This is a genomic window from Bifidobacterium sp. ESL0728 (genome assembly GCF_029392015.1).
Taxonomy (GTDB): domain Bacteria; phylum Actinomycetota; class Actinomycetes; order Actinomycetales; family Bifidobacteriaceae; genus Bifidobacterium.
Genome location: NZ_CP113925.1, coordinates 1,465,479 through 1,478,958 on the forward strand (window position 1 = coordinate 1,465,479; position 13,480 = coordinate 1,478,958).

10 protein-coding genes and 1 pseudogene are annotated in these 13,480 nt (G+C 53.1%); 2 read left to right on the forward strand and 9 right to left on the reverse strand.

The genetic code is table 11. The annotated features are described in order from the left end of the window. Positions 1-3 precede the first annotated feature (3 nt). On the reverse strand, positions 4-885 hold the full coding sequence (locus OZX67_RS05770) for an ABC transporter ATP-binding protein (RefSeq protein ID WP_277141719.1): 882 nt from the start codon (positions 883-885) through the stop codon (positions 4-6). 184 nt (positions 886-1,069) lie between these two features. Next, positions 1,070-2,014: a histidine kinase gene (locus OZX67_RS05775; protein WP_277141720.1), complete on the reverse strand. Its 945-nt coding sequence runs from the start codon at positions 2,012-2,014 to the stop codon at positions 1,070-1,072. Positions 2,015-2,438: 424 nt separating this feature from the next. Between OZX67_RS05775 and OZX67_RS05780 the strand changes: the two genes are divergently transcribed. Continuing rightward, positions 2,439-3,104, forward strand: a complete 666-nt coding sequence (locus tag OZX67_RS05780; protein ID WP_277141722.1) for a response regulator transcription factor — start codon at positions 2,439-2,441, stop codon at positions 3,102-3,104. A 144-nt stretch (positions 3,105-3,248) separates the two neighbouring features. Here OZX67_RS05780 and OZX67_RS05785 read toward each other — a convergent pair whose 3' ends face one another. Continuing rightward, positions 3,249-3,671, reverse strand: a complete 423-nt coding sequence (locus OZX67_RS05785) for a hypothetical protein (protein WP_277141724.1) — start codon at positions 3,669-3,671, stop codon at positions 3,249-3,251. A 300-nt stretch (positions 3,672-3,971) separates the two neighbouring features. Between OZX67_RS05785 and OZX67_RS05790 the strand changes: the two genes are divergently transcribed. Further along, the gene (locus OZX67_RS05790) at positions 3,972-4,538 is read left to right on the forward strand and encodes a hypothetical protein (RefSeq protein ID WP_277141726.1); all 567 of its coding nucleotides are present in this window, start codon (positions 3,972-3,974) and stop codon (positions 4,536-4,538) included. A gap of 176 nt (positions 4,539-4,714) precedes the next feature. On the opposite strand, the gene OZX67_RS05795 is transcribed toward OZX67_RS05790, so the two are convergent. The 6 genes and pseudogenes from OZX67_RS05795 to OZX67_RS05820 all read right to left on the reverse strand — a co-directional run bounded on the left by OZX67_RS05795 (position 4,715) and on the right by OZX67_RS05820 (position 13,418). Continuing rightward, positions 4,715-5,188 (reverse strand): hypothetical protein, encoded by a 474-nt coding sequence (locus OZX67_RS05795; RefSeq protein ID WP_277141728.1) that lies wholly within the window; start codon positions 5,186-5,188, stop codon positions 4,715-4,717. 454 nt (positions 5,189-5,642) lie between these two features. Further along, positions 5,643-8,237, reverse strand: a pseudogene (locus tag OZX67_RS05800) (ATP-dependent Clp protease ATP-binding subunit); the annotation flags it as partial. Positions 8,238-8,391: 154 nt separating this feature from the next. Then, a complete protein-coding gene (locus OZX67_RS05805; protein ID WP_277141730.1) occupies positions 8,392-10,095 on the reverse strand; it encodes a DUF3027 domain-containing protein in 1,704 nt (567 codons plus the stop codon). 34 nt (positions 10,096-10,129) lie between these two features. Beyond that, positions 10,130-10,519: a cold-shock protein gene (locus tag OZX67_RS05810; RefSeq protein ID WP_277141732.1), complete on the reverse strand. Its 390-nt coding sequence runs from the start codon at positions 10,517-10,519 to the stop codon at positions 10,130-10,132. Between the two features lie 101 nt (positions 10,520-10,620). Next, positions 10,621-12,678: a HAMP domain-containing sensor histidine kinase gene (locus OZX67_RS05815; protein ID WP_277141734.1), complete on the reverse strand. Its 2,058-nt coding sequence runs from the start codon at positions 12,676-12,678 to the stop codon at positions 10,621-10,623. Positions 12,679-12,683: 5 nt separating this feature from the next. Next, positions 12,684-13,418, reverse strand: coding sequence for a response regulator transcription factor (locus OZX67_RS05820; RefSeq protein WP_277141737.1), 735 nt, complete (start codon positions 13,416-13,418; stop codon positions 12,684-12,686). Positions 13,419-13,480: the final 62 nt, after the last annotated feature.

Sequence of the window (13,480 nt, forward strand, 5' to 3'; positions counted from 1 at the left end):
AAGTTATTCCTTTCCGAAAAGCGTGCCGAGACCGTCATGCCGAACATCGATACCGACAATTCCGCAGGTAATGGTCAATTCCGAGAGCACATCGTTCAACGAACCCTTGGTGGTGTCGATGTTCAGCGATACGCCGTCGTCGGAAACAGCGACGACCTGCGGATGCATATCTTTGAAATCCTGCGGATCATCCAGCGGTCGCAGCAGACGAATGACGGTGAGCTCGTTGCCGGTTCCGGCAAATTGACGAGTGAGTTTGCCGTTTTCAAGGAACAGATAGCGTTTGCAGATGGCTTCGAGTTCCGCCAATTGATGGCTGGAAATGAGAATCGCGGTATCACGGTCGGCGGCCCAACGCTTGAGTACACCGATGAGCTCGTGCACGCCATCAGGATCCAGTCCGATGAACGGCTCATCCAAAATCATGAACTCCGGCTCATCGACCATGCACATCGCCAGCGCGAGCCGTTGTTTCATGCCGAATGAAAACCCACTTGGCTTCTTGTTCCGCTTGCCCCACAAATCGACCAGTTCGAGAGTGGGTCGGATATTCGATTCATATTTGGGCTTGTTGTGCAATTTGAGATAGAAGGACAGATTGTCCTCCACACTCAGATATGGCAGGAATATGGCTCCTATCATGATGCCGAACGGTTCCAGAACGCGATCCCGACTGAACACATCCACACCGTTATAGCTCACCGTACCCGCCGAAGGCTTCTGGGCTTTCGCGATCATTTTCATCAGCGTCGTCTTGCCTGCCCCGTTTTTGCCGACAAGACCTACAATCTCACCTTTACCGACATCAAAACTGACATCATGCAACGAATCAAAATCATTGCCTTGATACCGTTTCGTCAGATGACTGACCGACAAACCCGTCATCGTCTTTCCTTTCCTTGCTCCCCGCCTTTTCGCGGGAACTGGAATGACGATATATCGCAGGAAAATTGTTTACAGACAAAATAACAAAACCCTGCACATTTGTGCAGTTCGGATAAAAAAGAATGCACAAATATGCAGGATGAATGGGGGTAAAGCAAGCCGAAATAAACAGATACCAGAAATCTTATTGTTCTTCCAACGGTATCTCGATATGGATGAACCAGCCGTCGTCATCCGCACGCGAGCGCATCACTCCCCCGATATTCTCGATCGCACGCCGATGAGCTTTCAAACCCAAGCCATGCCGCACATGCGCGAGCGGAATGTCTTCGATATCCTTGCCGGAAATGGTGTTCGTCTCCGTCAATGAGATCTTTCCAGCGTCAACCGTTACCGATACGGCAAACGTGTCTTTACCAGGAACGGTATGCCGGATGATATTGGCGTAAAGCTCACGGATGCAATCAGTGATGACGTTCAGCCTGTCTTCCGCTATGGAAATTCTTTGCCCAGCATGATTCACCAAAGATTGACCATGGTAACCAAGCCTGTTCATTGATTGCTGTTCCTTGCCTACCAGATCACGTATGCGCTCTTCCACGTCAACGCAACGAGAACCATCATCGCTTTTTGCTTCGGTTCGCAAAGGAGAATCGGATTGATCTTCCAATTTGAGAACGTCAATGACGTCATGCATATTATTGAGAGCTGCCTGCGAGGCCTCATAGATAGAGCCCATGGCTTTCTTCGGCTTTTCGGGAATCGCGTCGTCGTCCTTCCATTGCCATGATTGTATGGCGATAGCCGAGATTTCCTGCGTTATCGAATCGTGAATCTGCTTGGCAAGCCGCTGGTTTCCTTTGATTTCTTCCAGTTCTCGCTGCGCACGTTGCGCTTCGAACAGTTTCTCCTTCGTGGCTATCGTGTCTCTTCTGTTGGCGAGAACGATGCCGACAACGGCTACGGCAAGATAGAACATGCCTACCGCCAAACCACTGGTGACCGCGCCCTCATAACGCTCGTGGAAATTGAAAAGCATATTGGAAACCGAAAGCAGACACACCGCTCCAATTGCGTACAACGGCACCGCATAATATGCCAACAGGCCAACCACTGGAAACATGACCATAGCGGATTGCGCAACCGGCAACCCCAAGGCTTCGATCACGGCATAAAACAGAATGTGAATAATACATGCTGGCACTGGGAAAAACGCGATGCCCGCGCTCAACAGGAATTGGACCGTCAGCGAAGCCCACGACCACAAACCGTGGGGATGCCAAAAGGGCGCTTCCGCACAAATGACAAGACAACATATCGCGGCCCAGATGGAGAGGCTCCGCTTCAGAGAAGTCTTCATGCACTTCAGTATCTTCGACATGCGCCCCCTCCAAAACCTGTCTGGTACGCAACAACGATTCTGTTGCCTCCTTTCGGATTCTATAACATCGCCGTAACTCGTTTGTCTGAATCCCCTAACTTGCCGTACAGCAAACGGCGCGTCGCTGCAAACTGTAAAATGATTACGTCAGCAAGCGCAAGGTAGGAACGGCATGAATCGCACGTTGGAAACAGGGGTTTTGGACAACGATCAGCTTTCGCTGGACCGAATCACGTCGGTGTTGCCCAGACTGCTGCCGGGTCTTGTCATCGCTTGGAGCACCACCAGTGCCGATGAAGCCATTCGCCGTTGCCTTGATGAGCAATGGCGTCCCCGGCTTTTCATCACCGATGTCGAACTCGACGGTACTACCGGCATGGAGGTCTGCCGCCATATCCGTCACGAAGGTTGCGCGATACCTATTCTGGCGATGAGTTCGTTCAGCCCGAAGAAGTATGCCAAACAGCTCTCAGAGGCGGGCGCACAAGGGTTCATGGTCAAAGGAAACATGCAACAGATGGCCATGGCTCTCAGTAATGTCGCCGCCGGAGACACATTTTCGCCGGAACCGGACATATCGTTTCTTCGTCCCGAAGACGCCTGCCGAACCGTAACGGATTCCTCTGGAGAGAACGATATCTTCGATTCCCTGAGCGACCTAGAGATACAGATCCTTCAGCAGACCTCGGAAGGATTCACCAATGAGGAAATCGCCGAGTCACTCAATGTCACCCCAGCCACGATACGCTCCCATACACGCACCATTCGCAACAAACTTGGCGCCAAAACCCTAAGCCACGCCGTAGCCCTCTGGCTGACGCACAATATTGCCGGTTGAAAACGAAAACAATTATTCAATTCATGTATACTCAAAGCTGTAGCCCACCCCGCTGGGGAAAGGGAAGTGAAAGCCGGAGTGCCTGTGTCTCTCATAGGAGCCGGCTTTCGCGTTACTTACTGGCTATAAAAAATCCAACAAATTCTATTTGCTCGTATCGAACAATGCTTTTAGCTCGGTAGTTCCTGTCTGGGTGCAACTGAGTTTGTGGTCGCCGCTTTGCCCGACCTTTGCCTGAGCGAAGGCGAAAAGATTCTTGCCCTTGGAATCTGGGTAGTTGAGATCTTCAGTACTTGCCTTCATGGGATTGCCGTCGACAGTGCAGCCTTCGGCCTTCATGCTTTTCAAATCATCACGATAGGTAAGAACATAAAGCGTACCGCCTTTGGAAGCAGTGATAGTGGTTGCACTTCCGTCGGAGTTGACATTATACTTTTCCATTTTCGAGAATCTGTCTGCCACCTCGCTCACGCTCGGCTCTGTACTCTTGGCTCCACACCCCGCAAGACTACCGACGCAAAGCAGCGCCGCCACTGCACCGATAATTCCCCTTATATTCTTTCCCATTGCCTGTACCCTTCTTTGGACACATCGTTTTAGATGTTTTATTTTTTCTTATGCGTCACAATATCAGCCCCCCTACTCACGTTTTCCCATTATGACTTTAGATATATTCTGAAAAGTATTTCGCTTCTGTCTTAAGTCATTACTTTTATCATTATGTATTATCAAGAATCTTGAATTTCTACAGTTCTTTAGTTTCCTTTGGATAAATCACCATCATTAGGCTATTTTAAAAATAAGAAGCAATCTGCGGATTTATATTTTAAACATGCCACGAATAATAGGCAAAGACGGAGCAATCTATTGGAACTAAAAGCATGGGGAGACGAAAGCATACTCACTCATGCCGTTCCACGACCTCGTTACATGCTCGGAGTTTGTCTTTGCGATTTTGAAGAAGAAACGACACGAGCCAAACTACAAGAAATCAAACCGTTACACTCTTCAAAGCTACATTGGCGTGAAATGACGAAAATCCAGCACCAAGCTTCCATACAAGCCTTAACGGATTTCCCATTCCAATACGTTGTCGTAACAACATCAATGGGTGACCTATCTCGTGCTGAACGAGCACGGGGAAAATGTTTTGAGACATTGCTACCACTTTTGGAATTCCACTATCATATCAACTCACTGATTATGGAATCGAGAGAAAAACATCAGAACGCTCACGACAAACTGATTATCAGCGGTTTGCATTCTCGTCAATTTATCAATCAGCTTCGTGTAACTTTCAAACCTGGAGCTGAGGATGCAAGATTATGGCTCCCAGACCAAATGTTGGGATTACTGAATGAAATTAAGCTAGAATCAACTTCATTTACAGAACCGATGAAAATAGACATAATAGACACAGAATTATGCGTTTAACATACAAAATTTGAAATTTCTGCTCCCACAAGGTATCTTAGACACTAAGCCCACCTCCAAGGAGGAAAGGGAAGTGAAAGTCGGAGTGCCTGTGTCTCTCATAGGGGCCGGCTTTCGCGTTACTTACACGAACCTGTGTAGGTGCGTTACCCAGTAGCAGTGAAAGAAAAGCAGAATCAGTCGTCTTTGATGAATCCGCCTTCGCTGACCGATTTGCAGGTCTGATAGTCGATTTTCCACTGACCATCTTCCTGTACAAAACCTAGATCCATCACCGCATCACTGGTCAGGACCGCTGAAGAATCCGAATCTCCTTTCAGCACCTTGCCCTTATCGATGCCTTGAGTGATGTGCTGAAGGTTCTTATGCCAATTTTTATCAAGCCTCAGCGAGCCAGTTAAATCATATTTCTTGGCTAACGATGCGTCATCCGAGCAACGCTGGCTTGCATAACTCATAATTGATTTTGAATCGCCCTGATACATTTCTTTGAAAAAGTTTTTGGCCGTATCCTTGACCTTAGATGCTTCCGAGGAAGCAACACTTTCATTACCATGCGGTAGAGAGCCATCATTCCCACATGCGCTTACTACCACTGGCAGGATAAGGCAAGCTACTAAGGCAGCAACACCTCGCATGTTCTTCCGCATTATTCGTACCCTTCCTTGGACACATACACAGTAATGATTATTTCGTGCTAGTTGCCAGATTATCAGCCTTCCCCTACTCATATTCTTCAGAACTGCGACCAAAAGCACGTTTTTAAGCCCTATTTCGTGCTTTTTTCGCAGTATCACGCGAAACCAGTGAAAAAGCACCAAAATGGAGCCGAAATGGTGCTTTTCTCACTGATGAGCGGTTTTACTGAGGAGAAAAGCACCTTTTGACGTTTGAATACGCGAAGGCCCGGCTTCTTGAACGAGAAGCCAGGCCTTCGTACAGTGGCGCGTTGCATTAGCGCTTACCTAAACAACATCACTCGTTCGGAGTGGATGGAGTATCCGTGCCTTGTGTATCGGAACTGGAGTCAGCCGAGAAATCATCCGAAGAACTTGACGACGTGACCGGAGACGGGTCAGATGTTGGCGTTGAGGACTGAGCAGCTGGCGAATCACCTGAATCAGTAGATGCGGCGGTAGCGGTATCAGCAGACGCACCAACACCTACCAGCTCGGGCTGTTTGCCGTCAGCGTCAGCCTCAGCCGGCTTGGCATTCGGATCCTCGAAGGGCACACCCTTGAAGGTGAACTCGCCCAGGATACCTTCGCCTTCGGCGTCGACTTCGACCTTTTCGCCGTTCTTGAGGTCACCCATCAGAATCTTCTCGGAGACGGCGTCCTCGATATCGCGCGTGATGACACGACGCAGCGGACGGGCGCCAAGCAGCGGGTCGAAGCCCTTCTGCGCGAGCAGATCCTTGGCGGCATCCGTCAGTTCGATCGTCATGTGACGCTCGAAGAGACGATCGTTCAACTGGTTCAGGTCCAGATCGACGATCTGACGCACCTGCGGCTCGGTCAACTGGCGGAAGACAATGATGTCGTCCAAGCGGTTGAGGAACTCGGGACGGAACTGCTGCTTGAGCTCGCTGGTCACCTGGCTCTTCATTCGCTCGTAGCTCGACTCCTGGTCGTTGCCGGAGCTGAAGCCGGTGTTCGCGGCCTTGACGATGTCCTTGGTGCCGAGGTTCGTGGTCAGAATGATGATGGTGTTCTTGAAGTCCACCTTGCGACCCTGACCGTCGGTCAGATGGCCATCGTCCAGCACCTGCAACAGCGTGTTGAAGATGTCGGGATGAGCCTTCTCAATCTCATCAAAGAGTACGACGGAGAACGGCTTGCGGCGCACCTTTTCGGTGAGCTCGCCGCCCTCTTCGTAGCCGACGTACCCCGGAGGCGCACCAAAGAGGCGCGATGCGGCGTACTTCTCGGAGAACTCGGACATGTCGACGCGAATGAGCGCGTCCTCATCGTCGAAGAGGAACTGCGCCAACGCCTTGGCCAGTTCGGTCTTGCCAACGCCGGTTGGGCCTGCGAAGATGAACGAGCCTGCGGGACGCTTCGGATCCTTCAAACCGACACGCGTACGACGAATCGAACGGGCCAGTGCGGAAACCGCCTCGTCCTGACCGATGATGCGCTTGTGCAGCTCGGACTCCATATTGAGAAGCTTCTTGGATTCGGCCTGCGTGAGTTTGAAGACCGGAATGCCGGTGGTCGAGGAAACGACCTCGGCTATCACTTCTTCGTCCACGACCATCTTGACATCGCTGCCGCCCTCGCGCCAGGTCTTTTCCTTTTCCTTGCGCTCGGCCTGCAACTTGTCTTCCTGATCGCGCAGTTCCGCGGCCTTCTCGAAGTCCTGGCCCTTGATGGCCTTGTCCTTCTCGTCGGAGATCTTGGCGATCTTGCCGTCAAGTTCCTTCAGCTCTGGCGGCGCGGTGAGACGCTTGATACGCAGGCGCGCACCTGCCTCGTCGATAAGGTCGATGGCCTTGTCGGGCAGATTACGGTCCTGGATGTAACGGGACGAAAGTTCGGCAGCGGCCTGGAGCGCACCGTCGGTGATGGTCACCTTGTGGTGGTTCTCGTAACGGCTGCGCAAGCCCTTCAAAATCTCAATGGTGTCTGCGATGGAGGGCTCGTCAACCTGAATGGGCTGGAAACGACGTTCGAGCGCCGCATCCTTCTCGATGTACTTACGATATTCATCGGTGGTCGTGGCACCAATGGTCTGAAGCTCGCCACGGGCCAGCATCGGCTTCAAAATGTCGGAAGCACCCAATGCACCGTCAGCCGAACCTGCACCGACGATGGTATGAATCTCGTCGATGAAGAGCACGATGTCGCCACGGGTCTTGATTTCCTTCAGAACCTTCTTCAAGCGTTCCTCGAAATCGCCGCGGTAACGTGAACCTGCCACCATAGAGGCCAAATCAAGAGAATAGACCTGCTTACCCTTTAAGGTCTCCGGCACATCGCCGGCATGAATCTTTTGAGCCAAGCCTTCGACCACGGCTGTCTTGCCTACACCGGGTTCGCCGATCAAAACCGGGTTGTTCTTGGTGCGCCGGGAGAGCACGACCATGACGCGCTCGATTTCCTTGGCACGCCCGATAACCGGATCCAGCTTGCCTTCTGCGGCTTCCGCGGTAAGGTTGCGGCCGAACTGGTCGAGAATGGCGGAACCGGTCTGACGACCCTTGTTCTCCACGCTGCCTGCATTGGCCAGGTCACCCTTGCCTTCGCCTTCGGCACCACCGGAGTTGCCACGGATGAGGTCGATGGTGGAGCTGCGGAGCTCACCCAGGTCGACATCCATCTTGATGAGCACCTGAGTGCCCACACCTTCACCCTCACGGATGAGGCCGAGCAGGATATGCTCGGTACCGATATAGCTATGCCCCAATTGAAGCGCCTCGCGCAGGCTCAATTCCAAGACCTGCTTGGCATGCGGAGTGAACGGAATATGACCATTCGGCGCGGCATTGCCCTTGCCGATCATTTCCTCCACTTGCTTGCGGGTATCTTCCAAAGTAACGCCCTTGGCAGCTAACGCCTTGGCCGCGATGCCTTCGCCTTCACGAATCAGGCCGAGCAGCAGATGTTCGGTGCCGATATAGTTGTGCTGGAGGGCTTTGGCTTCTTCCTGCGCCAGCACGATCACACGTCTGGCACGGTCAGTAAACCGTTCGAACATACTTGTCCTTCCACTGTTGATAATCCATTTAACTCTACCGATTTATGGTGACGTTTATTTCACGTCGCGCGCCTATTGCGCTGAGAACGCAACAAAGGTGACAAAAACGGCTAAAATCCACCCATTATTAGCAATTCAGGTCAATCCCTTGCTATCAGTCGTTGCCGGAAACGTTCTCGTCATTAGAATCCGCTTCGGATTCCGTTACAGCACCAGCTTCGGTATCGTCAGCTGATTCGTTTGTTTCCCCACTATCAACTTCACCGGGATTTTGGGTTTCGCAGTTGTCTGCAACGTTTGAATCGGTATCATCGCTGTCATCGGAATCGTTGCCAGAGGCATCGTCATCTGAGTTGCTTTCAGCAGAGTCATCTTCGGAATCGTCAACTTCTGAGTCGTCGGAGTCATCGGAGTCATCGGAATCATTCGAAGCATCGTCCGTCGCATCGTCATCCGAGTCACCGTCTGTTGAATCACTGTCGGAATCGTCAGCATCATCTTCCGAATCGTCAGCATCGCTCAAATCGATGGTGGATTCAATGGCCACATCGGCAGTCACCTCACTGCCTACCGTGCCCTTGCCGATCACCTCATCGTCTTCGTCTTCGTCGCTCTCGTCGTCGTCATCATCCAACGAACCAGGAACGGCGTGCTCGGCGATATCGTTTTCGGTAGCGGTCTCATCATCCGTCTCATCGGATTCTTCGGATTCCGTGTCGGCAACATCTTCATCTTCGTCTATCGATTCGATAAGTTCCACCTGACCACGTTCCTCACGTGGCGCCTGGGCGATGATGTCGATATGCAGATCGTCGAAGGCCGGCTTGGACTGCACCCACAGATGCGATGGCTCAGGCTGCTCGATTTCGGAATGTTCCCCGCAACCGTGATCCAAGGAAACCACGCGTCCGTCATCCGGGCTCCAGCGGTTCGCGCATACCCCGAACATGGTGTCCAAATCACCTTTAAGACCGATAAAGAACGCACAGGTCGAGCAGAGATTGCCTTCGGCCGTCTTTGTGGAAAGCGACTTCGGCCCGTGCTGACCGTCATACCAACGTTTTGCGGTCTGCGAACGTCCGAGCTCGCTCATCACGTGTCGGCGTGAAAGGCCGAATCGTTCGACTGTGTCCTCGAGTTCACGGCTCAGCCCAGTCTCGGGGTCGATATCGCCGTCAGCTTTCGCTTCGCTGTCCGTTTTTGCTTCGTGTCCAACATTTACTTCGCCGTCAGTTGCGTTTTCCTCACTGGTTTGTGTTGCAACAGATACTCCTGTTTCGGTATTCCCGGATGCTTTATCTCCACTTTGTTCAGTAACGCTGAGAGAATCCACACCCACAGCACCATTGGCCTCAACCTTGGTGTCTGTAATCTTCTGTTGCGAAACAACAGCATCAGTCTGACCTGTTTCAGCGACTTCTTCCAAATCCTTTTTCACTACTTCGGTCTTACGGAACCCATCTTCCATACGCGGGTCGTCCGGATCGGTCCCCAAGGAGTCAGTCACCGAAAGATCGGCGGCCTCAAGCCTGTCTTTCCACGGTATCCAAGCGGGTGCCAGCAGTGAATCCTTGGTAGGAACCAGCGTGGATTCGTTGACGCTCCATGAATCGACTTCAACATCGTGGTAGAGCGTCACCGCCCATTGCCAGCCTTCGTAGCCCTTTCTCAGGCACACGAAACGAAAATCGGTGACATTGTCGCCCAAGTCGATGCTCTGGGCAAAGTCCCCCACCTCTTCGGGTTCGTCGGCCACGGAAAGCACCACCGACTTCGCCAAAGCGCGTGGATCGAGTTTCGCCTCTTCCTCAGAATGTCCAGCTCTATCCACCGTTGTATCCGCTGTTGTTTCTGCCATACCGTCTTCCGCCATTTCGCTTTCCGTCTCCTGTTCAGTCCTCAACATCGAAATCGTCGGCAACGGCACGCAGCAACGTCGCCAATTTACGGCTTTCACCGCTGTTCGGATAACGATGGCGCCTCAAGGAATTGCCAGCTTGGTCGAGCAATTTGATGAGATCCTCTACGATGGCGGCCATGTCGTCGGGCTTGGGCCTGGTGGCACGCACCACGGAAGGCGCCGGGCCCATGACATGCAAATCCATAGCCTGAGGACCTTTACGGCCGTCAACCAAAGAGAACTCGACTTTGGCCCCCTTGCGCAAGGTCGACGTACCTGCCGGCAATGCCGCCGCAGGCAAAAACACATCGTTGCCTTCCTCGTCGGTGATAAAACCGTAACCTCTCTTGGCATCGAACCAACGTACTTTCCCGCTGGGCATGACACACCTCGTTCATCCTGTAATTTCTAACGGAATACCGTTCCGGTTCCGTTTTCTTGGTCTATTACCAGTCTAGCGTAACGGCTACGCAAACCGCGAAACTATTGGCTTGCTTCGTTTTGGCCTTCCTTGTTTTGATTCGCCTTGTTTTGATTCGCCTTGTTTTGATTCGCCTTGTTTTGATTTGACTTATTCTTATCGCGACGTGACCATTTGCTTTGGTAGTTTCCCTGTCTACCCTGCTTTTTACCGGATTTATCGTTTTTCCCGCCCCGGGATTTTGCAGAGTCAACGGGCGTTTGCGGCTCTACGGGGCCCATAGGAAGAATCACAGTCAAAGTAAGGCCGCCTCCGTTGGTGGTGGTCGCGTCAATGAATCCATGATGGGCGCGCACCACCGATTGAGCAATGGACATACCAAGCCCGGTGCCGCCCTTCTGACGGGCACGAGACGGGTCGGCGGTGTAGAAACGTTCGAAAATCTGGGATTGCCGGTCGGCCGGAACGCCGGGGCCATGATCCATGAAGCTGAACACGGCATAGTTCATACCCATCTGCATGGATTGCCCGACTTCAACCGCCTCAAGGAAGTAACGCAATGATTGGGGATTTGAGGGCATACGTTGCAACGATTCAGGACTTATGGAGGCGGGCATGATGGCCAGAGCAACTTCGACCGGAGAATCCGACGGCGTGTAACGATGGATATTGCCGACGATGTTGGTGATGACCTGACGGAGCCTCGATCCGTCGCCGGTCAACGTCACCGACGGGAATTCACCTTCACGGAATGAGAGATGAGACGGTTTGCTGCCGTCTTTGGCGTTGAGCTCCAACCTTCCCCGACGAATCACCCGGTCGGTATCCAAAGCGTGCAAATCGTCGACGGCGTCTTTGAGCTGCTGGCTCAGATTGACCTGCTGGGTCATGTCGATGCCACGGCCTTCGTCGAGGCGCGCGAGCGAAAGCAGATCCTCGACAAGCACGGTCATCCGTTGGCTTGAGGCCTCAATATGGTCGATGGACTCATCGGCTCGCTCGAGGGCACCGGGCAGATCGCGCTGCATGTGGTAAAGCTCGGAATAACCGTGAATCGTGGCCAACGGGGTGCGCAGCTCATGGCTGGCGTCGGAGACGAACTGCTTCATCTTCTCCGTGGTTTCCTGCTGCTCACGGAAGCTTGATTCGATGCGTGCCAGCATGGCGTTCAGCGAAGCGGCAAGGGAACCGACCTCGGTGTTTTCCGGAGCCGTGGGAACACGCTGGCTCAGGTCGCCGGCAGCGATTTTGGCGGCGGTTTTCTCGATGCGCTTCAACGGCAGCAATGTACGCTGGATAATCAACGTAGCCACCACCGCGCCGAGCAGCACGATGATGATACTGACGAAAATCGAGTATTGGGTCAACGTCGAGATGATGTCGATCTGATCGGCCATCGACACGCCGATGTACACCGTCATCTTCACCGTGCTGGTACCATCAGGCCCGCGTTCCCGGCCTTCCAGCGCCAGCACACGCCACGGGGCCTGGGCCACCTGCATGGTGCGTTTGTCCGCTTTGACCGACGGGTTCAACTCCCGTACTTTGGCCGGGGCGGTGAAAGGTTTGTCGTATTGGACGTCGCCCATGGAACCGTTGGCTGGCAGCACGGGTTCGGAAACGACACTATTGCGTAATACGGGAACCAAAGGCGTTCTGATGATGATATTGCTTTTGCTATCACGCCATTGCATGAAATATTCGTTGGGCCCGACGTTTTCGTTCTCGTCTTTTCTGCTCAACAAATCGACGTTGCTGTATACCAGCTGAGCCTGATCGCGCAGCTGGGTGTCCGTCTTCTGCACCAGATAACTGCTGACCAATTGGCGGATGGTCAGCGAGATGCCGAATGTGCCGACCATCAGCAAAATGAGCGTGCAGGCGACGAGTTTGGTGGAAAGCGGCACACCGTCGAGGCGAGAAAGCCAGCGTTTGCGTATTCTGGCCAGTGCCGGAAACCTGCTGGGTTTGCTGCCTTTGGCTGGTTTCCCCTCTTTGCCCTTGACGTTGGTCTGCTGCGCGGATTCATCCTTTTCTACGGATTGATCCACCTCGGCATTTCCGCTCTCCTGCGATTTGCCGGACGTCTGCGGGTCGGCCGATGCCTGTGCTCTCATCATCGGCCTTACTGGTCCTTCGGCTCACGGATCATGTAGCCAATGCCGCGCTTGGTCTCGATCAGGGGAGCCACTTTGTGCTTTGTGCCGTCGGGATCGGTGACGACAACGCCATCGACCTTCTTGCGCAGGTAGGAGATGTAGGATTCGACAATCGCCGCGTCCCCGCCCCAGTCGTATTGCCAGACGTGATCCAGGATCTGGGCTTTGGAAAGCACACGTCCTTCGTTGTCCATCAGGTAACGCAGCAGCTTGTATTCGGTAGGGCTCAGGTCGATGGTCTGCCCGGCGCGGGAGACGTCGTGGGAGTCCTCGTTGATTTCGAGGTCGCCGACGCGGATGACCGGGTCATCCTCGACCTGCTCGTGCGTACGGCGCAGGATGGCGCGGATACGGGCGACCACCTCTTCAAGGCTGAACGGCTTGGTGACGTAATCGTCGCCGCCAACCGTAAGCCCCATAATCTTATCCTGTGTATCGTCGCGGGCCGTGAGGAAAAGAACCGGCGCGTCGATGCCTTCCTGACGAATGCGGCGGGTCACGGTGAAGCCGTCGATGTCAGGCAGCATCACATCGAGGACGATCAGGTCGGGCTGGGTCTTTTCGATGACTTCGATGGCCTCGGTCCCGGAAGCGGCCGTAGCCACTTCAAAGCCGGAAAAATGTAGGGATGCGACCAGCAAATCACGGATTGACGGTTCGTCATCCACCACCACGATTGACGCTTCTATTTGTTTGCTCATAAGGATAAGGATTACTCCCCCGTCTGTATGTTTCCTGAATGCTTCCTGCACAAATTGAGGGA